The following is a 22,377-nucleotide window of genomic DNA, read 5'->3' as shown; positions in this document are numbered from 1 at the left end:
AAGCTACACATAAAGCCATATACTGCGTAGCCCAACAAGAGCAAGTTGCGCCATGGCCGAGCCCGGCTTTCCCGCAGCAGGATGCCAAATACCACATACAACAGGCAACAAAATCTAATTACGGAAAGACAGGTTTAAGATACCGCTTATTTAATTTGCACTTGGATTACAGCAGTTTTACCCGACTCGTGTTTTAAATAAATAGTTTCCATACCCTTGGCATGATCAGAAGTTTCTATATATAAAGACTCATAATCTACAGGTTGCAAAGTGCTCGAATCAATCAACCGGATAATTCGTAAATTCTGAATAACAGCACCAAAAGAATTGTCTATAATCCACCCTACACCTCCTAAACCTCCTAAATTAATCCACGTTGTCATAGTATTATTCAGCTCCAGCCGTAGAAAATCATCGGTTAAACTAATGTTTAGCGGATTGATAACATCAAATCTTGTGACGGTTCCACGCTTATCTGCGATCTTATAATAGGTATTCCCATATTTTTTTCCTACCACCTTAATACCATTGTTTACCATGACCGCATCAGCAGCATCCCCCCGGATATGGGTAAGCGTATAGGGGCCACCAGCTCCAAATTGAACATCATTTCGTATAATGCTATCGCCAATTTCAACATGCGTATTGAAATTAGGAACATGTAAAGAAGGATGCGTTGACCGGACACGGAAGGAAGCCTTTTGCTTTTTTTTATCCGTAATCGTTACCAATACACTACGAAGAGAAAGGATATCCACCGTTATTCTATTTCTGTCGAAGGTAACCTTTGCGTCTGGATCTCCATCAAACTCCGATATAGAGGCTGTATAATCCCCATTTCCCTCCAGCACCTCTAACGCATAGGTCAACTGATCCGTAACAACTTCCTGGTCACCATTATCGGTGCTGGATAATATAAGTTCCTTGAGATCATCTTGCTCATTTTTAACATGATAGATTTCCTCCAATGGCTGTGCCGTGCAACCGAACAACAGAATTATGCTACTAAGGATAAGAAATGCATAACGTGGAAAAGAATAGCGCATCATAAAAGTATAAGATTAATCTTGGTCATTACGGGTTTTCCACTAAAATAGTCATTTTTTATAATACTATAATAAAAATCCTACGCTGAACAGCATTAATCCAAGTATAGGGGCAAAATAAATGGCAAGGCAACCCTTATCTCTTCTTTAGCAATAACAATAAATCCAGCTTATTATATACAGGCATTCAACTCAAAAAAAAACAGGCTATAGTAAATCTATAGCCTGGAATACTGTATTGTGCATCAATAAATTATTGAGCCTTAGTTTGTTTTTTTTGCTGTAGCATTAATCTCCAGGTCAATATCTTTAGCAATCATCCAATCCTCCGGGCTACCTTCGGTACCATAAGTTAGGCCCCAGTTTTGTCGCTCAATAGAAAATTTGGAGTAAAAGGTTATTTCATCACCAGAAAGGGTAACCTTTGCGGGAAAGGTGACATTTACAGTTTTATCTTTAATGGTCAAATTACCACTAACTGTATTTGTTGCGCCATCGATTTTACTCTTATCCAGCTCACCGTCAAAAGGTTTTACACTGGTAATTTCAAATTTTGCTGAAGGATACTTTTCGGTATCAAAGAAATCAGCACTCTTCAAATGTGTGTCTAAGTCCGACGCTTTTTTTCCACCTGAGGTTGCAGGATCCACAGATTTAGTATCCGTAACGATAGAATTGATGTCGATAACAAAAGTTCCACCTGTAAGTTGATTGTTTTCAACGGAAAGTGTTCCTTCACTCTTTAAAATGCCATAACGTGGGTTCAAGCCACCTTTATGATAGCCAGTCCATTTGATGGTACTCTTGTCTGTTTCCAACGCATAGTTTTCACCTTTGTGTTCAGACACCTCCTGCGCTGTATTTGTAGCGGCTTTATCGCCGGAAGAGTTTTGACATGATGCGAATAATAAAATAAGTGCCAGTCCTGAGATTAATTGTTTTTTCATTTTTTAGACTATTAAGTTATGAATATATTGTATTGCATTAGTAAATAAACAAAGGTTGGAGGCAAATAGTTTACTGCTACCCCCAATTTATTCCGCCAAGTCACTTTCCCAAATTTTATTATGCGCCAGGTATTATGCTTGTAATGTTGAAATTACGAAAATAAATGCAATACCATGAACGAAAAAATAGGTACACGCCCGGCAGCCTATTTTGGATAGGAAATAACGGGCATATGTCCTAAATCTAAGGCAGTAAGACCAAGTACATTTTATTTATATTGTCTTAAATTGAATGAATATTGTCATTTGAGACATATACCGTATTAACTACCTTAGTCGCTATAAAATATAACATACCATGATTAAAGTAGCAATAAATGGATTCGGTAGAATCGGAAGAATGGCCCTTCGAAAATTAATTCATAATGCAGAAGTACAGGTTGTTGCCATAAACGACTTAAGCAGTCCGAAAATGTTAGCGTATTTGTTTAAATACGATTCGATACAAGGCGTTTTCGCAGAAGATGTTAGTAGTAATGAAGAAGCTTTACGCATACAAGGACAAACGATACCCGTATTTGCGGAGCGTAATCCGGAAGACTTGCCCTGGCAGAAACTGGATGTTGATGTGGTCCTGGAGTGTACCGGGATTTTTGAAACAAAAGAAAAGGCATCATTACATCTAAAAGCCGGGGCTAAAAAAGTTGTAATTTCAGCACCCTCCGACAAGGATGTCAAAGCAATTGTTTACCATGTAAACCACAGCACCCTAACGAAAGATGACATGCTGATAAGTGCAGCCTCTTGTACAACGAATTGTTTAGCACTCCTGGCCGATATACTACATAAGGAGTATGGCATCGTTTCAGGACAGATGAGCACCATCCATGCGTATACCAATTCACAACCCCTGATGGATGTTCCGGATCCTAAAAATGGCTTCCGGAAATCCAGAGCCGCAGCCGATAGTATTATTCCGTATACAACGGGCGCTGCCAAAACCATCGGGTTGGTCATACCCGCGCTAGCGGGAAAGTTGGATGGCTCTTCACAAAGGGTGCCCGTACATTCCGGATCTGTAGTGGAGTTGTACACCCTATTGGAAAAAGATACAACCACACAGGAAATAAATGAACTCATGAAAAAACATGCCAATGAATCGTTTGGTTACACCCAAGAAGAGCTCGTATCCAGCGACATTGTGGGTTGTAATTTCGGATCACTATTCGATGCCACCCAAACAAATGTGGTAGGTGCGCCAGGCCGGCAACTTGTAAAGACTGTAGCTTGGTATGATAATGAAATGTCGTTTGTTTCTCAAATGATACGTACCCTATTATACTTCGCAAAAATATAAAAATAGGCATGTTAAGCCAGCATAGCATGCTGCAAGTAGCTAACTAAAGTTTTTCCGGTAAACACCGGGCGTGGTTTGCAGGTGACGATTAAAGAGTCGCCGCAAGCCATTTGCATTGCCTAAGCCACACTCCACAGCAATTTCATCCAGTGATAAATTCGATTCCTCCAACCTTCTTCTAGCCCATTCTACACGACTCTTTTCAATAAATTTCGCAGGCGTAATTCCGGTTTCACGGTAGAAAACGCGTGAAAAATTTCGGCTGCTCATAGCTGCCCTTTCGGCCAGAAAATCAATGGTAATAGCACGATTTAAATTTTCCTGAATCCAGGTTATACTATCAGCCACCGGCTTATAATCCGTTTTTTGTGTCTGTAGAATATTGCTAAACTGCGATTGGTTACCTGGGCGTTTAAGGTAAAGCACTAAAACTCTAGATACCTCTATCGCGATTTCCTTTCCGAGGTCTTCCTCTACCAAAGCTAGGGATAGATCTATGCCGGTAGAGATGCCCGCCGAGGTATATATACGACCTTGTTTGACATAAATAGGGTCTTTTTCTACCGTTATTTTGGGATATTGTTCGGCAAGTGTATCCCAAAGCTGCCAATGTGTAGTTGCTTTTTTGCCATCCAACAATCCCGCTTGCGCTAGGATAAATGCACCGGCACATATGGAGCCGATACGAACTTCAGGCTGCTTAGTATAAATAGCACATAACCACTGCACTATTTCGGTAGGGGCTCCATTTCTATAACCTCCTCGTCCGGCTATTAAGACCGTGTTAATAGGGTAATGAATGCTATCTAATGTACCTTCACAAACGATAGGCATCCCCGAGCTGCTCGGCAGCATGAGGCAGGCACTCATCGAGATCAGGTGAATACAATAATAATCTGGTCGGGTAGGATCTGCCATACGTAGGTATTCGGTAGTTTTGGAAAATACCTCCAACGGACCTGCAACATCCAAAATAGATGTTTGTGGGGGAACAAGAATGACGATATGTTTACTACCATCTGTGCCAGAATTTATCATATGGTAAATATAACAAATAGCGGTAATTTACCGTTTCTCGCGGAAGGCTTTAGGCGTAGATTTAAGGTGTTTTTTGAAAAAGGTGTAAAAATTGTTTACTTCATTAAAGCCTAATTCTATACTTATTTCCTTGACACTCCAATCGGTATTTTGGAGTAGATATACGGCTTCTGCTACAATATAATCGTCCATCAATTGCTTTGGACTTTTCCCGGTTACAGCCTTGCTGTAGTTGGCTAAGGTACGGCTGCTGATGGCTAAGGAATCGGTGTAAAAGTCTAATTTTTTCTCCGTCTTATAATGCTGTTTTAAAAGTTTGTTAAAGCGTTGTACAACAGTGTTTTTTATGCTGTTGGTGTTTTTCTTTGAAAACTGTATTTTGTTGTTATTTTCGACAACCGTAATAAAATATAGGAGCAAATGGTTTAAGGTACTCTTAACAAACAAATCTTCATACCGTCTTTTGCAAGTAGGGGTATGGGTGCTAATGGTTTTTATAACCTGTTTTAAGTAATTTGCCTGTGCTGCAGTAATGGAAAACTCATACTGTGTTCCCTTCCTGTTTTTAAAAATAGTTTTAAAAAAAATCGGGGATAATAGGGGGCTATTAAAGAAAAGATAGTCTGCCTGCAGGAAAATGTGATTTTGGTCTAATTTTTTTGCAGCCGTAAAATATACCTTCATGGTATAACTTCCATTGGCTTTTAATACTGTCTTGACAACAAGTAAAAATTCATAAAAATTAACGAATACGGGATTTGCTGAAATTTCTTTCGATACCTCATGGCCGCTAAATAAAAGATACTGCTTTTCTGTCATTTTACTGTTTTATGCTGTACGTATCAAACCGTACAAAGGTGCAAAAGATTGTTGTAATTCACTGTGTAGTATTTTCGCTACAATTAATATTCTTGTCATTGCATTTCCTATATTCAAAGTATTTTTTCCATTTTTCATAGCTGTTATAGTTGTCTAATCAATAACTTTGCGCCGCGTTTAAGAATTAATAATATGGACTTTAATAATGCTCAATGGTCTTTGAGTGCTTTTGAAGCCTTGGTTAAGAAATAAATAGTTTACATGTGTAACTACTAATTTTTGTTGCTCTTTTTTGGAGTCGACCGGGGATTACCATACCAACATCTGTAATATGAATAAACAAAAATTAATAAAGTTTCCTTCTAGGAAAGCTAAGTATAGTCCTATGCGTATAACTATACTAAGAATTGAAAGCGAAAATACTTTTGCCGCGGGATCGGCTACTAAAGTTTTACCGACCAACCCATCGGGTTCCATTGAAGAGGAATGGGAACATGAAGAGCGTCAAGAAAATTTTGATTGGTAATTTGGAGGTAAGCATCCCTTTGCCTGCCGCAAATTGGAACTCCCTACAGTTTTGTTAAACATTTAAAAAAAAATATGATTTTTAAAATTCGAAATACCGCTGTTTTGGTTCTTTTGGCCGTTTTAATGAACGCATGCCAGAAAAGCGAAAGCAGTTTGGAAGAAAAGGGTATCGTGTCGCTAAAAGTTTCTGCAGCGACAGAAGAGTTTGATAATTTAAGCTCGAATAATAATGGCTTAAATAGAGCTGCTGTAAAAAGTAATGCAAAACAAGATTACTTGTACCTGGAAGACATTCCGTTCAATGACGACTATGTTATTGAAGCCTTATTAACTACAGCTGCTATAAATTCAGATTCCCAAAACAGGACCTTAACCAAGGCTAGTTCTGGCAATAAAGCCGCAATCGTGCAGACGCCTATTCAAAGAGTGGTCAAATTCCGTTTAGTGGTCTACGATAAAGATGGAAACTATATGGAAGATAAATTTTATACCATCAATAGTTCCGGTGCTGTAAATTTAGAAGATGGGGGTGAATTTACATTAACCTCAGGTCAATATTATTTTGTTGCCTATTCCAATAATACAAATACATTGGCTGCGGTAAATCTAAAGGGCACAAAAATTAATACAGCATTCCCTGTGGATGCGAAGGAAGACTTTATGTTGTTCAACTCGGGCCTGGTAAACTTGTCGTCGACAAATAACAACCTTAATATTATTTTTAAGCATAAATTAAGCAGCTTTACCATTGTACTAGATGCTTCATATACCAATGGTTATAAGTTTACAGCAGTTGGCAATAGCAGTATAGCATCAACCAGATCTGCGGCAACAGCTAATTTCCAAACGGGTATAATCAGTGCTTCTGGCAGTTCGAATACGGTGCCGCTGCTGTTTCCTCAACTCAATGAAGCCATTGTGACTTCAACTCCAGTTATTGTAAATAACAATATTAATAATGGACGGCTGAGCATTGGGGCTATTACCATAGGACCATTGCGGAAGGATGTAGCTAGTATTGTCGAAAACCTAGCCATAAGTCCAGGAAAAAACTATACGCTAGTCTTGAATTTTAAACCGAATGTTAGGCTGGATGAAAATTTAGACGTTGCCATCAATAACAGCATCTATCCTGCAGTAAAAATAAATAATAAAATTTGGATGCGTTATAACCTGGGGGCCAATACGGCATTAAATCCAGATGTAGCTGCCAAAGGATTAGTCGGTAATTACTACCAATGGGGGGCGAGCATCGATGTCGGGGATGCAGATATGGTAGGCGCAAATAGTTCCAGGAACTGGCGCAGCACTAATCCTATTGCGACGGCCTGGGGAAATCTGAAAACAGGAAATGATCCATGCCCAACAGGCTGGAAGGTTCCAACAAAGGAAGATTGGGATGATTTAATCGCCAATACTACTGCCTTAAGTTCAGACAATATAGGTAACAGCTGGAGAACAAATAACACCGCCAATGGGTCGGCATTTTCGAATGCGAAGGTATTGCGTAGTAAACGCGATTATAATGTTAAACTTACATTCCCTGTTGCAGGTTATTTTGATGGTAGCAGTAAGGCGTTAACAGACAGATCCTTGCGTGGTGTTTATTGGACTGCAAGCATCGTAAATAACCCGGCAAATACATCTATTCGTACCATATTTACAGATGCAGATAACGGCGCTAGCACCGGCTTTGGAACGGGTAACCGTAATTTCGCCTTAAATGTTCGTTGTATACGTCAGTAAAAAATGGGCGAGTTTAAAGTTAAATAACATAACCTTTACGGGTTCCCTTTTTTAGTTGTTCTACAGGTTAGTTATTTTTGATTTTAACGCTTATTAATACACTAGTTATTCATTATTTGGTAGATAATGGTAAATTAAAAGCCGTCTCCTTGAAGAGACGGCTTTTGTATTAAACAATATTCGAGACAAGCGATACCATACATTTTCTTAACAGTATCAATGGATGTATTCGGGGTAACTGGCATTCATACTTCCCTTAAATTTCTGCTTTCTCCAGCGTTCCAATGCCGCGTGAATACGAGTCGCTATTTATAATCCTAGAGAATACGACTTGATAGTACGCAAATTCCTTTTGGCTTTATTTAGTTTACTACGCAAAATGTACCCATATTGGTTGATATGACCTATGAATCCATCGATAACAGGTTGATATACTAAGACATAGTGTCATTATGTCCAATTCATTAGGGTATAGACCATCCGTAGTATACAGCCTATATCTAAAACATTATGATACGATTTGTAATTATTAAACTACATATATAGTTTTTTTTAAGTTATTCATTAATTAATCATGGATAATAGGTAAATCTTTCAGAAGTTTAATTTTTAGTAGAAACTTTACGAATTTTGAAACTTATTAAAAAATTAAGATTATTCTTATTATCAATGAATATTATCAAACTACATAAATTATGGCTAATAACGGTTTTCTTATTACTTCTAACCGTTATTTTAGCCATAACAGATTTATTTTTAAATTAAATGCCATTATTGTGTATTGCACCTGTAGCCAGCAGCCTAATAAAATTTAACGTTTATTTGCTCGTCTTATTTACACAAAAATTAGTTCTGCATAAAAATTATGCTAAAATGCGCTATACTTAATGGCATTTAATTTACGTAATTATTCTTTCCAGTGGACATTAGCTTATCACATCCTTATTCCAAGATTATTCTGCAATACAACGAATCGTTGAACTATTTGCTTTAGCGTAATTTTTTCTATCCCCAGGGGTTATGGACAGGGTTGTTCCTTGATTTATAAACAATTCACGAATAAAATGACTGTCTGATGAAAAGCTTGAAAAGTAGTAACTTGCATAACCTCTTGACGTTACACCGCGATCAGTATAAGGAGGCTCATTTACTTCTTGATGATTTACCTTTAGAAAACCCTGAATTGGAAAGGTGAGATATATCTGTTTATCCGTTTTACTCACAAACAATTTGGCTGCTCCAAAATTGCTGTTCAAACTTTTGAAGGTTCCTAAATTTACCGTTTTCGTAGCCTTAATGAGTCTTTCAAACTCAAGTACTGTTGGTATACGATAGCCATCTGGACAAGGATCAGAACTGGTTTTTATGGGTTTTTCTTCCGTACCTGCGTTCCAAGTATTATTTGGCGGATTATTGCTGGGATTAAAGAATGTCGCTTTATTTGCCACCCCATTTCCAGAAGGTTTTTTTTGTCCCCACTGGTAATAATTACCATGCCATTTAGAATCGATTTTTTTTGGATTGGGCTCTAATTTTGTATCCACTCCCAGGTTGTGGCGCATCCATATCAACCCGTCGATTTGCGCAGCAGGAATATTTTTATGTATTAAATATCTATCCCTTTTTTTGTTTGCTGTACTTGTATCGGATGCATCTTCCTTTTTATTACAGGCAAAAATGCTAATGAGCAAGCCTAAAAGAATAGATAGCTTTGTGCACAAAATTTTTCTAAAGGGGGCTTTATAGGTTATCATAATTGGTAATGTTTAAAAAATTAAAAAATTTGATGGTATCAACATTAAAAAAATACATACATACCAAGTTAGTCGTGCTACTGTGTTCATTTACTGCGCCACTATTTCATATTTTCTAATATTAAAGCAGGGCTAGCAAATTTTATTTTTTAGGAGACATTGGATTAGGATAAATAGGGATCATTTTGATAATCCCTATTTAGCTAATCTGTTTTACTCTGCAACACATCTAATATTTGCGCTTTTGAATTTAACCTTTCTTTCAAAAGTCATGTTACTTATACAAACATTATTTTCTGTTATTTTTAATACTGAAATAAACGTTGCATTGGTCGATCTACTTGAATAAAAATAACCTTCAATACCTCTATTCCATATACCAGAAGGCAAATAGTTGTTATCTGGACCATATCGAACCGTCAAATAACCCTGGAATGGAAATGTTAGTTTTACTTTGTTATTATTTCTACTCGTGAAAATTTTTGCAACAGCATAATTTCTAAAATCGTGGCTAAGCTTTCCAATATTTATGGTTTCGGTGGATTTAATTAGATCCTCTAATTCCATCCTTGTAGGAATGCGGTACCCTTGCGGACAAGGGTCATTATCTGTTTTTATAGGGTGCGTCTCATTCCCAGCATTCCAAGCGTCGTTGGGTGGAGCATCGTCGCCAAAGAAGGTAACCGTAAAATCTGACGAACTATTGGCACTTGATATTTTTCGACCCCACTGGTAATAATCCCCATGTCTTTCCAGCGACATGGGGATGGCGTCTGGATTCGAACTTGAAAGATCTGCACCCAAGTTAAGACGCATCCATATGGTTCCGTTAATCCGTGCTGCATATTGACCTTTATGGATAAGGAATTTGTCGCGTTCAGGCTCAATTATGGTTTCTATTTCATCCGGTGGTGCTTTCTGTTCCTCGACATTAACAATATCTATATTAGGTTTTTTACATCCGAAAATAAATAAAATAGGTGTAAATAATAATACCTTGCCAAATAATGTTCTGTTTGGATGGGTTTTAATGTTTTTCATAGTTAGTTAATTGTTAAAATTTTGTAAACATCGATGTTTGCTATTCTAGATCTGTTCCAAACATAAATATATCGTATAAATGCGAAGGCTAGACAAAAGAATAGTTTGCACAGCCAAGTGCTTATATAAATTGAATATTTAGGTGTAAAATAGCTTAAGATAGCGTTTAGAGCTCTTTTTTATGGCGATTTTTAAGTTTTTAAAGAATCGAAACTTAAAAACTACCTTAAAGTATAGTTTATGATTTACCCGATTTGAGATTTTAAATGTTGTACAACAATATTATGAGCAATTTAGTGTGTTAATTTTCTTTAACTCTATTTTTAAATCCGAATTTTATTCGGTTATACTTTTAGTTTTTAATACTGTATTTTACTGTAATACTAAATTTAGTACCAGTAAATACTACCCTCCGAGCTAATGCCAAGGTCTGGTGTTAAAATTATTATTTTGATTATCTTTATTTTTTTAAGCCTACTAATAGATATTTTATGGACTTTAATATTTCTCGGATAAAGTATAATGCGGATGATTTTAAATGGTTTCAAACCCTGGTTTTTGATGAAGAGATTATGCAATATATTACTGGCGAAATTTTAACACCTGATCAGGCATTGGAAAAATTTAATGCGATGGTAGCCATAAATAAGGAAGAGGAAGAGCTGGGATATTTTAAGCTCATCGGCTACAATACAGAATTTATTGGCGAATGTAAATTAGAACGCTATGCCCAAGATAAGTCCATGCTCGAATTGGGTTATATTTTAAAAAAGGCTTACCGAAGAAAAGGGATTGGCACCCTGATTTGTCAGGAATTGTTGTCCCTTGCTGCTGAACATTACCCAAACATGCCTATTATTGCTATTATAGATCCCGATAATTTGGCCTCGCGATCGTTATTGGAAAAGTTTAACTTTAAAAGTTTTTTTGTTGGTGTGGAGGACAATTTGCCCACAGAAAAGTTTATATTAACACAGTAATAGCCTTAACTCTAAAGATTAAGGCTATTATTTTTTTTAACAACTTATTATGAAAGTAGTTTTCATTATTAGCGGTGCTGTTTTTGACGGAAATACTTGTGTATTGCAATTAAATCCTCCTCGGCATAGCAGGTATTAGCAGCCGCATAAGCCTGCAATTGTACAGCACTTAATGCCGAGTTTAGCCCCAAATCTTTTGCAAGGTGGAGATCTTTAACCATATATTTTAATGGAAAGGCGGCGGAATAATCCTCTTCCAAAATTGCCGTTCCTTTGATCTGTGATAAGCTACTGGCGCAAGCTCCCGCATTTATCACCTCTAACATTTTTTTATTATCAATACCCTTATTTTCCATAAACACTAGGGTATCTGCTAGCCCAGACAGTAGCACCGACATGTAATAATTGATTCCAATTTTGGCCTGTGCTGCTTGACCTATAGCACCTAGATAGATTGTTTTATTCCCCAATATATCAAAGAGCGGTTGTAAATCCAATACCTCCTTTTCAGGTCCAGCAGCCAAAATCACCAGATTTCCTGCCTCAGCAGGCTTTACGCTGCCCGATACTGGTGCCTCAATATATACAGATCCTGCGTCTGAAATGGTTTGTGCTAGGTACTGCGCGGTAGCAACAGAGATGGTACTCATGTTAACGATTATTTTTCCATCTAAGCCAGTTTTAATAAGCTTGCCTACAATTTCTGTACATACAGTATCGTCAGGGAGCATTAAAAAGATATAGTCCACCGCATTTGTTAGCTCCGCTAATGAATCGGTGAACGTAAATCTTGCCTCAGTTTCAGCAGCCACACCATGGTTTTGCCGCCGGTATACTTTCAGCATATGCCCACGGTTAAAAAGGTTACGTGCCATGGGTTTACCCATATTTCCAAATCCTATCCATCCAATTTTTTTCATTTTCTGATGCTTTTAAGTTTAAGCAATATCTCTAAATTATGGCAATAAGCAAAATATATTCCTGTAGAATTTCAACCAAAGCAGTGGGTAACCTTTTTGCTTTTTTTGATAGGGTGTGTGTTACACTGATCACACAAAATTGTAAGTTCCAGTTTATCAAGCTAGTTGGCTAACCTAAAAATATGTAGCTGTATTTATGCTGTATAAAGCTGCTCTTCAGGAAATTTGTACAGTTAATACCCTGAGTTTTTAACTTATCCGGGAAATATGGATAATGAAAGACCTGAATACATTATTTACTTTTGCTGCACGCAGCGCTTAGCTAGAAATTTGCTGTAGCTGTACTATGGCTACGCCATTCGGGTATAAAGTTGAATTTTTAAACTACATAAATTGAAAGCCTCCGTAAAGAATAGCCTGTCTACTCCGCATGAATCAAATGAAATCCATTTAATTTCAACTTTTTTAAAGCAGGATACCTTTCCTAATATACCTTTAAATGCGTATTTGGAAAAGGAGATACTTCAGGTGATTCGCCAAAAAATTGGATACCTGCAAAATGCAACAGGGCATGGCTGCACATCGGCAACCTTAGCCTTACTTACCGCATTGTTGTTGGCGCAGCAGAAATTGCGTGATGCAGTATCGGTTGATAAACAAGCTATTATTGTGTCTTCTGCAGCCTATGCTAACTTGGGGAAGGTTATACAACTTTTGGGTATACCCCAAGAAAATATATTTGTTTTGCCCTTACCTAATGCAGTACTGTTAGATGAAATGCTTTTACAGCAGTATTACAATCAAGCAAGGAGTCAAGGCAAAATTGTTATGGCTATCCTAGGAACCGTACTCTCCAATACATCATGCACATCGGATGATCTGATGGTTATGGCACAATTTTGTGCTAATTATGGCCTCTGGTTTCATGTTGACGCTTTATATGCCGGTGCTGCAATCTTTTCGACTGCTTATCAGAATAAGCTTGCAGGTATTGCACATGCAGATTCTATTGGGATAGAGATTTATAGCCAATTTATATTTCCGCAACGCAAAGACTTTCTTCTGTTAAAAACTACACAGCCGTCCGTTGCTCATTTTATGAATTTAGCCCGGTCCTTATGTATAAAAGCAAGCCTAGAAGAAGTACGTTTGTCGGCTAGTACGAGCTTTGACCAGGCGGATATTCAGTTTTATACCCTTTTAAAAAATTACGGTACGAAAGGCTTGGATCTGTTCGTTACGCAGTTGTATGATCTCGCACATATGTTTGCGCAGGATGTACGTTTTCGTTCTGACTTTGAACTTGTAGTTCCTGCTCAGTTTAATCGGGTTTGCTTTCGTTATGTGCTGCCTGCTTGGACAGCGGATGAACTTAATCTTTTAAATGCAACCATTGGAGAATACTTAATGATCGACGGTGATGGTACGATTCTGCGGATCCAAGAAGCTAATGTAACCTATTTGCAGATTAGGTTTTTTGACCCTAATGTTTCGGGAGTTTATTTTAGTGGTATCTTTAATAAGATACAAAGACTAGCCACTGTACTTTCGGCTTATCTGCGCGTTGAGCGTGAAGCTTACCGTTTTTAATTATTTAGCTTAAGGCCTATTAAAATTATATTAAATCTTTAGTGCAATTTTGTTGCTTTTCATACTTTTGGTATCTTTGGCTGTGCCTATAACCAAAGTAAGTAAAATTCGTATGTATAAAACGGCCTTAGTCGGTTTTATGTATGCGTATTGGCTTATTTGTAGCCATGTGTTTTTGCATTTTCATGTGTTACCATCGGGAGAGGTTATCGAACACCGTCATTTTTATCCTATCGGTAAAAAAGGTGCAGAGCATCATCATGGTGAAAACGAAATCCGAACGTTTAGTACAAACTATCTTTTTGAGTTTTTTGACGCCACAATTCAATTTAAGCTCGATCGTATTCCCATACTTTGGTATAGCTCTTGGGAAGAGTTTATTGATTTTATGGGTAGTATGTCTACTCCCTTTTCCTTTTCTACCCGAGGTCCCCCCAATATGTAATTATTCGATTAACACGTGGTAAGGTATGCCATTTTACCATGTTATTTTTATGTTTTACATTTTTGAACACACCTTATATAAGGGTATAGGGTACTTATGTTATTTATGAAGAAGATATTTTTTTTCGTATTAGCTGCTGCGTCTGTAATTGATGTTTTTGCACAGTCGGCTAATTCCTTTACTGGGCGTATACTCGATAATAAAAGTGGGGAGCCAATAGCTGGTATTACGGTTACCGTTCCAGACTTAAAACTTAAGCTTGTATCCGATATGTTGGGAAATTTTAGCTTTCCAGCGGGGTACAAAGGGCAGCATATGGTAGAGTTTAGTGGCTTAGGCTATCAAACACAAAGCATAAAAGTAGATTTTAACGTCAAAAATTTGCTATCCGTTCGGTTAGGTGCTGCGCATGTGTCTTTGGACGAGATTATAGTCACGACTGGCATTGTAAGCTCCAGTAGTAGGCGCAACAGTACGTCTATTACGGTGGTCGACAAGCAACAACTTTTAGAGCCAGCAACAAACATAATCGATGCCTTAGCGAAACTTGCACCAGGTGTAGCGGCCATTACTACGGGGTCCTCTATTGCCAAACCTGTGATCCGTGGGTTATCTTCTAACAGGGTGGTTACCATAAATAATGGGATCAAACAGCAAGGTAATCAATGGGGCGATGAGCATGGAATTGAGGTTGATCAGTATGGAGCAGATCGGGTGGAAATACTGCGTGGGGCAGCATCACTGATGTATGGTTCGGATGCATTGGGAGGGGTAATTAATTTTTTGGAACCTTTAGTTCCGGAAAACGGTCGTATAAAGGGCGAGTTGCTGTCAAATTATTCCACAAATGCAGGCCTAACTTCTTCGTCGGCGATGTTAACAGGAAATAGGAATGGTTTTGTATGGCGGGGTAGAGGTACGTATAAAAATGCGTATTCCTTTAAAACGCCCAGGGGTTATTTTCCAAACTCGGGTTTTAATGAAACGAATATTTCTGCCATGCTGGGCCTGAATAAATCTTGGGGGTATTCGCATATTAATGCATCCTTTTTTAGAAATAATATTGGGTTTTATGAACCTGATTTCGACGCTCAGGGAAATTATATCGATGCTGACGGTATGCCTTTTACACGTCCTGATTATAAAAACCGTAGACTGGCTTTTCCGAAACAGGATATTCGCCACTACAAATTATCCTGGAATAACCAACTCCATTTTAATGCTGGAACGTTGAAGTTGGATATGGGCTATCAAAACAACCAACGTCGGGAAATGGATAATCCTGTTCCCAATTTATTCTTAGACCTGCATACGTTTACTATGGATGCAAAATATAGCTTAAATGAGATGCAGGGCTGGCAACCAGTTTTTGGTGTCAGCATCGACGGTTCGCAAAATGTTAATAAGGGTGCTGAGTTTCTGCTGCCAGATTACCATTCTTTAGGGACGGGCACTTTTGCTTATCTGAAGAAATCATGGCTTAAAACGACAGCGAATGCGGGGGTACGTTATGATTATAGATTCACGAAAGGGGAGCCGTATATAAAGGAAGATGAAGCCTTCGATCGTTATAAAAATGATTTTTCTAATGTTAGCTTTGCATTGGGATTAACGCATCAGCTCAATCCGTATCTAAACGTGAAAATGAATATTGGCAACGCCTTCCGTTCTCCTAATCCGGCAGAATTAAGTTCCAATGGCGAGCATGAGGGGACTTTTCGTTATGAAATTGGAAGCCCTAACTTAAAGCCTGAGAAAAGCTATCAGTCGGATATCAGTGTAGATTATAATCGGGGGGTATTTTCCGGAAGCTTAAGCGTTTACACTAACTTTATTAATGACTATATATATATATCTTCTAAACCTGGGGATGAAACCAGTTCAGGTATGGCCATTTATCGTTATGGGCAGGTAGATGCCCAGCTTTCTGGCTTTGAGGGCGATTTTAACCTGCGCATTCTGCCAGTGCTAACTTTCGAAAATTTGTTCTCCTATACGTATGCTAAGAATAAAACGCTCGATAGGCCATTGCCTTTTATACCAGCCGGTCGTATAAAAAATGGCTTAAAGTTCAGTCCTTCATTTAAGAGATGGAACGGGAGTTATTTAAAGGTGGGCATAGATAATTTTTTGAAACAAAATCGTGTAGATACTGAATTTGAAACGGCTGTCGCAGGTTATACGTTGTTAAATGCGGCCATAGGAACAGGGGTGAAGGTGATGGGACTGCAACTGCAGCTCTATGTTTCAGGAAATAATCTGCTGAATAAAAAATACTATGATGCGCTAAGCCGCTTAAGGCCAGGCAGGTTAGATCATAAGGATCTTACACTGGGGGTTTATAATCCGGGTAGAAATATCATATTTGGGTTTATTTCTTCTTTTTAATATCTATCGTATAACAGCACCTATCCGGCAGAGGCTTTTTCCCTGAATCCGATAGGTGCTGTTTCAGTATAAACCCGATTCTTCTATTTTGTTGTTCATGGCGATTCTTCACAGCCCTTATAGGCTTGCCACCAATTATCCAATGCTTCTATAATAGGTAATAACGATTGCCCCAATTGAGTTAATTTATATTCTACCTTGGGTGGTGATTCTGCATAAACTTTTTTGCAAATAATACCATCGCGCTCGAGTTCCCGAAGTTGCAAGGAAAGGCTGGTCTGTGTGATATTATCCAGCTCACGGCGTAACTCGCCAAACCGCTTTGGACAGCCTTCAGCGATATTTTTGATGAGAATTGCTTTCCACTTTCCTCCAATAATTTTAAATATCCCATTAATATCACAACAGCTTTCATAAAGTTTACTATTTTTTGTTTCCATAACTGCCTTATAACGAATATTAGTACATAGTTCTGTACCAGGTACATAATTTTAAACTACTTGATTGCTTGTTTTTGTTGGGTTAAATTTACCTTTTTAACTTAGAAATGCAGCCATGAAATTAAACAGCAAAGAGATATTTCAAACTTTTATCCTCGCTATTGGAGTATTTTTATTTGTGTTGGATCTTTTTATCCTCAATGTATCGCTACCGCGTATACAGAATGCGCTGCATATAACGAATGCTGACGGACAGTGGATTATCATTCTTTATATTATGGGCTATGCCAGCTTATTAATTAATGCTGGAAAGGCTGGTGAAAGGTTTGGAAGGAAGAAGTTGTATGTCTTGGGCATGTTGGGTTTTACGTTATCGTCTTTGATATGTGGCATGGCGATAAATATGTTTACCCTTTTAGCAGGAAGACTCATGCAGGGAATAAGTGCTGGATTGATGGTGCCGCAGGGAATCGCCTTATTAACATTGAGCTTCCCAGACCTGCATAAACGGACGCGCGCATTGGGTATCTATGGTAGTGTAGCAGGTATAGCATCGGTATTGGGGCAGTTGTTGGGGGGTATTCTGCCTGATCAAAAGTGGTTGGAGGAAGGCTGGCGACTTATTTTTCTGGTTAATATTCCAATAGGGGCGTTAGCTATTTTTGCTACACTTATTTTTATTGCTAAGGATGCGGCAATACCTACCATAAAATTGGGGTACAAAGCTATGGTTCAGTTGTTTTTATTGCTGGTGTTGTTGTTGTTTCCGTTGGTTGTGGGGCCCGAGCTTCACTGGCCATTAGGATTGATGTTATTGTTTGTATTGGCGCTTATTTTATTATTTCGCTTCTTCAAAACACAGAAAAAATTATTTCAACAAAACCTACAGCCCATGCTTAATTTTGAATTGTTTAAAAATAGGTCTTTTACCCTTGGATTGGGTATAGCTTTGGCCTACTATATGGTGCAAGATTCTTACTTTATTATAAACTCCAATTACTTACAAATGGTTCGGAATTTTAGCTCTACAGCAACAGGTATCGCTTTTGTATATCAGGGAATTGGTTATGTGCTAGCCAGTATTATTGCAGGCTCTCTGATTCAAAAATACGGTAAAGTTGTGTTGCTCTCGGGTTTAGCTATAATGCTTTCTACATTACTCTTGCATCTCTTTATTATGGATGCATATCCTGTGCCGGTAGAATATTTACACGGGCTATTTTTTGGCTATGGCCTGGGTTGTGGTACGGTATTGCCTGCGTTAATGACCCTAGCATTACGAAGTTTAGATCCATCTTTAATCGGGGTAGGTTCTGCTGTATACCTTACCGTGCAGCAGATTGCTATTTGCTTAGGCGTTGTTTTTGTCGTAGGATCATACTATCATGGTGAAGAATCCGTATTCTGGGGGTTCAGTCTGCTTTCAGCAGCATACGCGCAGGCCATTGTATTTATGATGTTTTTATTGACTTTGGTGATATATGGCATATTGCGCTTCTATTCCGCCAAAAAATAAGATTTCAATTTAAGTATTTTATGGTAAGCATAAACTTAGAAGGTGGGTAATCTTTGCTGTGGTATAGCTAAAAATTAGTGTTGTATGATTTGGTAAATAAGGAATGGTCGAAGATACCCTATAATTGTAACACCAGCCTCTATTACAATGCAGGAATTAAAAGAGATGCTATTTTTATTTCGTGAATATTTAATTTAAAGCATTGAAAAATAAAAAAGCAGGTTAAAAACCTGCTGAAAATGCATTTATAAATAAGAGGGTTATTTTTGTTTTTTTAAGATATATAAGTTTGCTAACGCACCATTAATTTCATTTCCCGCTTGATCTAGTTGTAGTAACTGGTCTTCCCCAACTTTGAATTGGGTATTTAAATCTTCTGCTTCGAGCTGAATGGTCGATCCATTATTTAACCACTTGAACGTCCCCTTTTGATCAAGGGTATCCTGACGCTCCAAGTAGATTGACTTGAGTACAAATGTTTGATCCCTATTAATTTTTAAGTTAATTTTTATACCCGGGCAATCGGCACAGGGAGTAGTCCCGGTATATGTACCTGCCCAATCCAACACGTTTTGTGCAGTATGCGTGCTATCTACGTAGTTTTCAAGTTGCTCCTCGCTAGGTGCGGAAGAATTGTTATGTGGTTTACCTTGTTGGCAAGCCAATAAAGATAGCGCAAAAATCGATATTAGGACTGTATTTTTCATAACTCTTTCTTTTCCATATACTACCACAATTTTTACGCCAAAAGAAAGCAGGATTGTTTGGGCCTAGTAAGATAACCTTATTAAATTATAAAGGCGCCAAATGGCGCCTTTATACTGTATCTCTACTGCTTATTTATTTATATAAACAGGGTCTGGTTTGTATCCTGGTTGTTTATGTTTGACTTGCCAAGTCGCATCGCGAACACAACGTACGTTCATTAGGGATGAGGCAACAAGATTTAAGCCGAGTAAATCTATATTCAAAAGGTTCACAGATTTAGCACCAACAGGCGTATCTCGTGTAACTCCGGCCGAATAACCCGAAAAACTCCATGCGCCAATACCAGCAATTCCTAAAAGATTAATGCCCTCTTCACGTGTCCAAAAAGCTGCATTATTGCCATAAGAGCCACCAAGGTTTAGATTAATCAAACCTTGTACTAAGCTCACATTTTGCATAACACCATTATAAACAAATCTTAATTTATTTGTGCCAGAATTAGCATCTCCATAATAGGATGATACACCCTCAGTCGGTGTAAACTGTATGTATCTTGAGGTAACAAATAAACCTTTTGGTCCAATTTCTGCTCCAGGTGTTGCACCTATACCAAGTAAATCCGTAATGTTACCTAAAAGATTGCCCAATAATCCTGATCTATTTGTTATTTTATTAAGTTCGTCCGCTGTAGGTGTTCTCCATAGCCCCGCTGGATACACCAATGCGCAAGGATCTCTTTGATCTGCTGCAATTCCGGAAGCTAATTTACGCGGTATATGTCCTTTAAAGCTAAAGTAGCTGTCAGCATAATAGCTAGTACTATTAAACTCGTTTGTATGAAAAAATCTATAATGATTCCCTGGATTGTTAATACTATCAAGGTATAAATTGGCTCTGGACCACTGAACACTTTCAAAAGTAAGTGGCGATTCTACCGGGGCAATTAAAAAGTGATGGTATTTACCGCCCACTGGTGTAAAATTAAAAGTCTCCTCTATTACGGAGGTCCCAAAATCACGTATGGTTGTATTATCGTCCAACTTAACTTTTAAACCAGTCATCGAGATTTTTAAGCTCTGTTGGGTATTGCCAGCGGTATAAAAATGAGCTTTGCGTACATCCCCAACCGAATTAGGTACAAAAGTACTAAAGTTAACGGTCTGAGGTACGGTTAAGAGGCTACCTGAGTATGTTCCGTCCAACAAATTGAAATTTGCGGTTCTTAAATCTAAACCTGTAACCGTCACTGTTGCGGCTGTTGCAGGAGCAAATAACCCTTTGGTATTGATTTCCAGGTCTAGGCGTGCAAAAAGATGCTTAAACGTTAAGCGAATAGAAGGTGTATTTTCAACAACTAAATCGGTTGTTGAATTCGTGTACAATATATCCCTATTACCTGGCAATCTAAAGGGTTGATTAGGAATGTACTGAGGCGGCTCAGTTTTGCTGCTAAATGAAATTGCAGCCCACTTATACGTTGCGCCTGCTTGTAAGACTATAGGCCTTTCAGAGCCTGGGTTAAAATATTCCGACTTTTCAAACTTATACTCGTTACCTTCCTTCCTAAAGAAATATATGCGGTATTTTATCGTATCAGATAGCGAAAGTACAGCTTTATTACCTAAGCTTGCGCTTAAACCTTGGTTAGATCCTGAAACAATAGGAAGGTTAGGGTTATTTTCGCTATACATACTTACCATATCGAATCCGTTTCCTTGCTTCAGTTTGGTAGTCTGTACAGGAGGTTGTTCCTTTAAAATACCTGAACTAGCTTTCGTAGCCAATTGTATATTTTCACTACGTTCGTCGACACCGTCGATTTTAACGAGTACCGTTCCCTCCTCGGTAATGGTAAGTGGGTCACTTTCTGATGACCTTTTACAGCTGCTTGCTGTATACAACATAATTAGTAAGGCTCCAAATTTTAAGGTATAACTTACTAATTGTTTAGCTTTTGTTTTCATGTTTAAAATGCTTAAAGTAGTTTTATCTACGTTTAGAAATCTTTAAATATACTGCCACCAGCACCTTCCTCCCAGTCGGTTACTTCTGGAGCGGGGGTATCTTCAATAACTACGTTAGATCCGGCCGCTATACCGCTTTCAACTTCAAGACAATACTCCTCGATTCTTGGGGGAGAATACTTTAATTTTTGCTTATTTTTCATATTCATGTTTCCAATTTTACTACTTACTCTATGTTTTATATCGTTTCAGCGTATACGTATAATAGCTGATCAATTGACTTTCCTCCTTCAAAAATTATAGGCAAAATATGTCCTTATTACATATAATTTAATATGGAACTTATGATTCAAATCGCTCAGGGAGGCCTCATTTATCGCAGGTTAGCGAATAAATATGTGCCTCAATTTTCCTTATCGAAATTTTTTCTTTTATCTATATATACAGTATAAAATTTGTTGTAAAGTGATGTTATCACCTGGTTAATTTAAAATTTTTCATAGCCTAGTAATTTCAATAATTTCACTATGGTTGTTATTATATTTTTCAATAGTTAATGTAAAGATAGTGACAAAAATTATATATTATAAAATTTTATGTAAAATCTGACTAATATTTAAACTGTGATATTATCTTTTAGGATAAAAAAAATCAAAGTTATTTATTTTTGAACGCATATTAGGTCAAAAAATAATCTTGAAAAGAAAAATAAATTCTTCTAAAATTAAAAACCAATCTTAATGTAGTAAATACGCTACATTTTTATTTTATAAAAATAATGTCAATTTTAATTTACATTTCCCAGCAATTAAGAATACTTAAACCTGTATTATTTCATTAAAATCAGCAGGATGTTAGTCTGTACACAACTTTTGTCTTTTTTTGTAAAAATATGCTTAAAATGCTGTAAAGCAGTTGTTAATAGGTTTTGATGGGGTTTGTTTTTTTTAGATATATTCAGCAAGTAAGTCATTTTGTACTGCCTACTTTTAACAGGTTCAGCTTAATTTTCTAAAAATTAATTATAAAGAAAATAAAAACATTGAATTCCTAAGCATTCTTATTTTTGTGTTAATGTTTGTATTTGTACATTAATCAGGGTTTTAGGGTGAAATTTATGCATTAATCTATGGTTTCTGGTGGATTGATT

20 protein-coding genes are annotated in these 22,377 nt (G+C 37.5%); 8 read left to right on the top strand and 12 right to left on the bottom strand.

Annotated elements, in window-relative coordinates; translation table 11 throughout:
- Positions 1 to 146: 146 nt before the first annotated feature.
- Positions 147 to 1,049, bottom strand: coding sequence for a hypothetical protein (locus ACL9RF_RS05380; protein ID WP_422799570.1), 903 nt, complete (start codon positions 1,047 to 1,049; stop codon positions 147 to 149).
- A gap of 260 nt (positions 1,050 to 1,309) precedes the next feature.
- Positions 1,310 to 1,993: a YceI family protein gene (locus ACL9RF_RS05375; RefSeq protein WP_422799569.1), complete on the bottom strand. Its 684-nt coding sequence runs from the start codon at positions 1,991 to 1,993 to the stop codon at positions 1,310 to 1,312.
- 358 nt (positions 1,994 to 2,351) lie between these two features.
- Here ACL9RF_RS05375 and gap point away from each other — a divergent pair, with 358 nt between their 5' ends.
- On the top strand, positions 2,352 to 3,350 hold the full coding sequence (gene gap / locus ACL9RF_RS05370; RefSeq protein WP_422799568.1) for a type I glyceraldehyde-3-phosphate dehydrogenase: 999 nt from the start codon (positions 2,352 to 2,354) through the stop codon (positions 3,348 to 3,350).
- A gap of 39 nt (positions 3,351 to 3,389) precedes the next feature.
- On the opposite strand, the gene ACL9RF_RS05365 is transcribed toward gap, so the two are convergent.
- Genes ACL9RF_RS05365 through ACL9RF_RS05355 form a run of 3 tightly spaced genes read right to left on the bottom strand, consistent with a single transcriptional unit; the run spans position 3,390 to position 5,345 of the window.
- On the bottom strand, positions 3,390 to 4,388 hold the full coding sequence (locus ACL9RF_RS05365; RefSeq protein WP_422799567.1) for a GlxA family transcriptional regulator: 999 nt from the start codon (positions 4,386 to 4,388) through the stop codon (positions 3,390 to 3,392).
- A 27-nt stretch (positions 4,389 to 4,415) separates the two neighbouring features.
- Positions 4,416 to 5,207 (bottom strand): helix-turn-helix domain-containing protein, encoded by a 792-nt coding sequence (locus ACL9RF_RS05360; RefSeq protein WP_422799566.1) that lies wholly within the window; start codon positions 5,205 to 5,207, stop codon positions 4,416 to 4,418.
- A 9-nt stretch (positions 5,208 to 5,216) separates the two neighbouring features.
- A complete protein-coding gene (locus tag ACL9RF_RS05355) occupies positions 5,217 to 5,345 on the bottom strand; it encodes a hypothetical protein (RefSeq protein ID WP_422799565.1) in 129 nt (42 codons plus the stop codon).
- Positions 5,346 to 5,592: 247 nt separating this feature from the next.
- On the opposite strand from ACL9RF_RS05355, the gene ACL9RF_RS05350 reads away from it, so the two are divergent.
- A complete protein-coding gene (locus ACL9RF_RS05350; protein ID WP_422799564.1) occupies positions 5,593 to 5,733 on the top strand; it encodes a hypothetical protein in 141 nt (46 codons plus the stop codon).
- A 74-nt stretch (positions 5,734 to 5,807) separates the two neighbouring features.
- A complete protein-coding gene (locus tag ACL9RF_RS05345; protein WP_422799563.1) occupies positions 5,808 to 7,481 on the top strand; it encodes an FISUMP domain-containing protein in 1,674 nt (557 codons plus the stop codon).
- A 953-nt stretch (positions 7,482 to 8,434) separates the two neighbouring features.
- On the opposite strand, the gene ACL9RF_RS05340 is transcribed toward ACL9RF_RS05345, so the two are convergent.
- Both ACL9RF_RS05340 and ACL9RF_RS05335 read right to left on the bottom strand, forming a co-directional pair.
- Entirely contained in the window at positions 8,435 to 9,235 is an 801-nt protein-coding gene (locus ACL9RF_RS05340) for a hypothetical protein (RefSeq protein ID WP_422799562.1), read from the bottom strand.
- 213 nt (positions 9,236 to 9,448) lie between these two features.
- Entirely contained in the window at positions 9,449 to 10,276 is an 828-nt protein-coding gene (locus ACL9RF_RS05335) for a hypothetical protein (RefSeq protein ID WP_422799561.1), read from the bottom strand.
- 491 nt (positions 10,277 to 10,767) lie between these two features.
- On the opposite strand from ACL9RF_RS05335, the gene ACL9RF_RS05330 reads away from it, so the two are divergent.
- Complete coding sequence (locus ACL9RF_RS05330; RefSeq protein ID WP_422799560.1) at positions 10,768 to 11,256, top strand: GNAT family N-acetyltransferase; 489 nt, start codon at positions 10,768 to 10,770, stop codon at positions 11,254 to 11,256.
- Between the two features lie 68 nt (positions 11,257 to 11,324).
- Here the strand turns inward: ACL9RF_RS05330 and ACL9RF_RS05325 are convergent, their stop codons facing one another.
- Positions 11,325 to 12,176, bottom strand: a complete 852-nt coding sequence (locus ACL9RF_RS05325) for an NAD(P)-dependent oxidoreductase (RefSeq protein WP_422799559.1) — start codon at positions 12,174 to 12,176, stop codon at positions 11,325 to 11,327.
- Between the two features lie 393 nt (positions 12,177 to 12,569).
- Here ACL9RF_RS05325 and ACL9RF_RS05320 point away from each other — a divergent pair, with 393 nt between their 5' ends.
- The 3 genes from ACL9RF_RS05320 to ACL9RF_RS05310 all read left to right on the top strand — a co-directional run bounded on the left by ACL9RF_RS05320 (position 12,570) and on the right by ACL9RF_RS05310 (position 16,599).
- Positions 12,570 to 13,766 (top strand): pyridoxal-dependent decarboxylase, encoded by a 1,197-nt coding sequence (locus ACL9RF_RS05320; RefSeq protein ID WP_422799558.1) that lies wholly within the window; start codon positions 12,570 to 12,572, stop codon positions 13,764 to 13,766.
- Between the two features lie 112 nt (positions 13,767 to 13,878).
- On the top strand, positions 13,879 to 14,211 hold the full coding sequence (locus ACL9RF_RS05315; protein ID WP_422799557.1) for a hypothetical protein: 333 nt from the start codon (positions 13,879 to 13,881) through the stop codon (positions 14,209 to 14,211).
- A 105-nt stretch (positions 14,212 to 14,316) separates the two neighbouring features.
- Entirely contained in the window at positions 14,317 to 16,599 is a 2,283-nt protein-coding gene (locus ACL9RF_RS05310; RefSeq protein ID WP_422799556.1) for a TonB-dependent receptor, read from the top strand.
- 95 nt (positions 16,600 to 16,694) lie between these two features.
- Here ACL9RF_RS05310 and ACL9RF_RS05305 read toward each other — a convergent pair whose 3' ends face one another.
- Positions 16,695 to 17,039, bottom strand: a complete 345-nt coding sequence (locus tag ACL9RF_RS05305; protein ID WP_422799555.1) for a winged helix-turn-helix transcriptional regulator — start codon at positions 17,037 to 17,039, stop codon at positions 16,695 to 16,697.
- Between the two features lie 115 nt (positions 17,040 to 17,154).
- On the opposite strand from ACL9RF_RS05305, the gene ACL9RF_RS05300 reads away from it, so the two are divergent.
- Positions 17,155 to 18,555 (top strand): MFS transporter, encoded by a 1,401-nt coding sequence (locus tag ACL9RF_RS05300; RefSeq protein WP_422799554.1) that lies wholly within the window; start codon positions 17,155 to 17,157, stop codon positions 18,553 to 18,555.
- A gap of 260 nt (positions 18,556 to 18,815) precedes the next feature.
- On the opposite strand, the gene ACL9RF_RS05295 is transcribed toward ACL9RF_RS05300, so the two are convergent.
- The 3 genes from ACL9RF_RS05295 to ACL9RF_RS05285 all read right to left on the bottom strand — a co-directional run bounded on the left by ACL9RF_RS05295 (position 18,816) and on the right by ACL9RF_RS05285 (position 21,430).
- Positions 18,816 to 19,262: a copper resistance protein NlpE gene (locus tag ACL9RF_RS05295; protein WP_422799553.1), complete on the bottom strand. Its 447-nt coding sequence runs from the start codon at positions 19,260 to 19,262 to the stop codon at positions 18,816 to 18,818.
- 129 nt (positions 19,263 to 19,391) lie between these two features.
- Entirely contained in the window at positions 19,392 to 21,227 is a 1,836-nt protein-coding gene (locus tag ACL9RF_RS05290; protein ID WP_422799552.1) for a hypothetical protein, read from the bottom strand.
- Between the two features lie 32 nt (positions 21,228 to 21,259).
- Positions 21,260 to 21,430: a hypothetical protein gene (locus ACL9RF_RS05285; RefSeq protein ID WP_422799551.1), complete on the bottom strand. Its 171-nt coding sequence runs from the start codon at positions 21,428 to 21,430 to the stop codon at positions 21,260 to 21,262.
- Positions 21,431 to 22,377: the final 947 nt, after the last annotated feature.

The sequence above is a fragment of the Sphingobacterium sp. Mn56C genome (assembly GCF_049319645.1).
Taxonomy (GTDB): Bacteria; Bacteroidota; Bacteroidia; order Sphingobacteriales; family Sphingobacteriaceae; genus Sphingobacterium.
This window is presented reverse-complemented; position numbering and strand designations above follow the sequence as displayed.

Bases quoted from the DNA above. Each gene is read 5' to 3' on its own strand.
- ACL9RF_RS05350 (WP_422799564.1), top strand. From the start codon at position 5,593: ATGCGTATAACTATACTAAGAATTGAAAGCGAAAATACTTTTGCCGCG.
- ACL9RF_RS05360 (WP_422799566.1), bottom strand. From the start codon at position 5,207: ATGACAGAAAAGCAGTATCTTTTATTTAGCGGCCATGAGGTATCGAAA.
- ACL9RF_RS05285 (WP_422799551.1), bottom strand. From the start codon at position 21,430: ATGAAAAATAAGCAAAAATTAAAGTATTCTCCCCCAAGAATCGAGGAG.
- ACL9RF_RS05330 (WP_422799560.1), top strand. From the start codon at position 10,768: ATGGACTTTAATATTTCTCGGATAAAGTATAATGCGGATGATTTTAAA.
- ACL9RF_RS05380 (WP_422799570.1), bottom strand. From the start codon at position 1,049: ATGATGCGCTATTCTTTTCCACGTTATGCATTTCTTATCCTTAGTAGC.
- ACL9RF_RS05340 (WP_422799562.1), bottom strand. From the start codon at position 9,235: ATGATAACCTATAAAGCCCCCTTTAGAAAAATTTTGTGCACAAAGCTA.
- ACL9RF_RS05295 (WP_422799553.1), bottom strand. From the start codon at position 19,262: ATGAAAAATACAGTCCTAATATCGATTTTTGCGCTATCTTTATTGGCT.
- ACL9RF_RS05315 (WP_422799557.1), top strand. From the start codon at position 13,879: ATGTATAAAACGGCCTTAGTCGGTTTTATGTATGCGTATTGGCTTATT.
- ACL9RF_RS05325 (WP_422799559.1), bottom strand. From the start codon at position 12,176: ATGAAAAAAATTGGATGGATAGGATTTGGAAATATGGGTAAACCCATG.
- ACL9RF_RS05310 (WP_422799556.1), top strand. From the start codon at position 14,317: ATGAAGAAGATATTTTTTTTCGTATTAGCTGCTGCGTCTGTAATTGAT.
- ACL9RF_RS05290 (WP_422799552.1), bottom strand. From the start codon at position 21,227: ATGAAAACAAAAGCTAAACAATTAGTAAGTTATACCTTAAAATTTGGA.
- ACL9RF_RS05335 (WP_422799561.1), bottom strand. From the start codon at position 10,276: ATGAAAAACATTAAAACCCATCCAAACAGAACATTATTTGGCAAGGTA.
- gap (WP_422799568.1), top strand. From the start codon at position 2,352: ATGATTAAAGTAGCAATAAATGGATTCGGTAGAATCGGAAGAATGGCC.
- ACL9RF_RS05305 (WP_422799555.1), bottom strand. From the start codon at position 17,039: ATGGAAACAAAAAATAGTAAACTTTATGAAAGCTGTTGTGATATTAAT.
- ACL9RF_RS05365 (WP_422799567.1), bottom strand. From the start codon at position 4,388: ATGATAAATTCTGGCACAGATGGTAGTAAACATATCGTCATTCTTGTT.
- ACL9RF_RS05300 (WP_422799554.1), top strand. From the start codon at position 17,155: ATGAAATTAAACAGCAAAGAGATATTTCAAACTTTTATCCTCGCTATT.
- ACL9RF_RS05355 (WP_422799565.1), bottom strand. From the start codon at position 5,345: ATGAAAAATGGAAAAAATACTTTGAATATAGGAAATGCAATGACAAGA.
- ACL9RF_RS05345 (WP_422799563.1), top strand. From the start codon at position 5,808: ATGATTTTTAAAATTCGAAATACCGCTGTTTTGGTTCTTTTGGCCGTT.
- ACL9RF_RS05375 (WP_422799569.1), bottom strand. From the start codon at position 1,993: ATGAAAAAACAATTAATCTCAGGACTGGCACTTATTTTATTATTCGCA.